This window comes from Marinilabilia rubra, from assembly GCF_003121985.1.
Classification (GTDB): Bacteria; Bacteroidota; Bacteroidia; order Bacteroidales; family Marinilabiliaceae; genus Marinilabilia; species Marinilabilia rubra.
Window position 1 is genome coordinate 1 of the sequence record NZ_QEWP01000057.1, and the last position, 1,126, is coordinate 1,126.

1 protein-coding gene is annotated in these 1,126 nt (G+C 33.7%); it reads left to right on the forward strand.

What is annotated here, in order from left to right:
* Nucleotides 1–257: 257 nt before the first annotated feature.
* Nucleotides 258–974: a PIN domain-containing protein gene (locus tag DDZ16_RS20575; protein ID WP_109266367.1), complete on the forward strand. Its 717-nt coding sequence runs from the start codon at nucleotides 258–260 to the stop codon at nucleotides 972–974.
* The last annotated feature ends 152 nt before the right edge of the window (nucleotides 975–1,126 follow it).

Here is a 1,126-nt window from a genome sequence, read left to right on the forward strand (position 1 = left end):
GCTCCAACTGATTCCAATAAATTCTAAGAGATTCCAGTAGAACTTGGAAAAATCTAATTCCCAGACCGGCACCCCCGGGCTGGGAAAAATTCTTACTTTTACATTACGTGGGAGGCCGAAGGCTTACACTTGAAATTAATAACAAAAAGTTAAAATCAAATACAACGCTTTGGCTCTGGTCTTTTTGAAAAGTTAGAAAGGATAAATTTCCATATTCATTATTTAGCAGGCCGTTAGTCAATTTTAAACAAAAAAGCATGACAAGCATAGTTTTAGATACAAATATTTGGATTTATCTAACAAAAGATAACTATCAATCACTTTGGGCAAAATTCAAAGAGCTGAAAAATAATAATGAAATTAAAGTCTTAGTTAATGATATAATAATCAAAGAATGGGAAAGAAACAAAGAAAACACCATCAAACGACTGACTGAAAGCATAAAGAATGAGTATATTGCTGCAAAAAATCTAGCAACGTATTTTCAAGGAGAAAAGAAAACAGAGTATTTAGCAAATATTGCTGAATATAGCGAGGAAAGTAGAAGAATTGAGAAAGCAAGAAATAGAGTGCAAGAAATTGAAGATTTCATGAATAACTGCGAATTAATCAGGGTTACTAATGAACAAAAACTTTTCATATCCGAATTAGCCATAAACAAAAAAGCCCCATTTCAGAACAACAAGAACAATTTCAATGACGCATTAATAATCAGAAATATATTAGAATACGTCAAAAATGAAATACCTTTTCAATATGACTTAATATTTGCATCTAGAAATCCAGCCGACTTTATTGATAAGGGGACAGGGGAAGTTTACGAGACACTATTGGAAAATTTAAATTCCATAAGGCTAAAAAATGTTACAGAATTAGCAGAAGCTTTAGAACTTGCTCCAGAACTAATTGATGATTTTGAAGATTGGATAGATTATCAACTTGATATGGAAGTACAAAGACAATTGGACATTTAAGGATAAAATATAACGAAACATTGCCTAATCGAGTAGACTGCCGCTAGGCCATTAGCCTAGCGGAGAGCCTCTCACACCACCGTACGTACGGGTCTCGTATACGGCGGTTCCTTAAACCATGGGAAACAGTTGATTCATTTCCGTATTTTTGG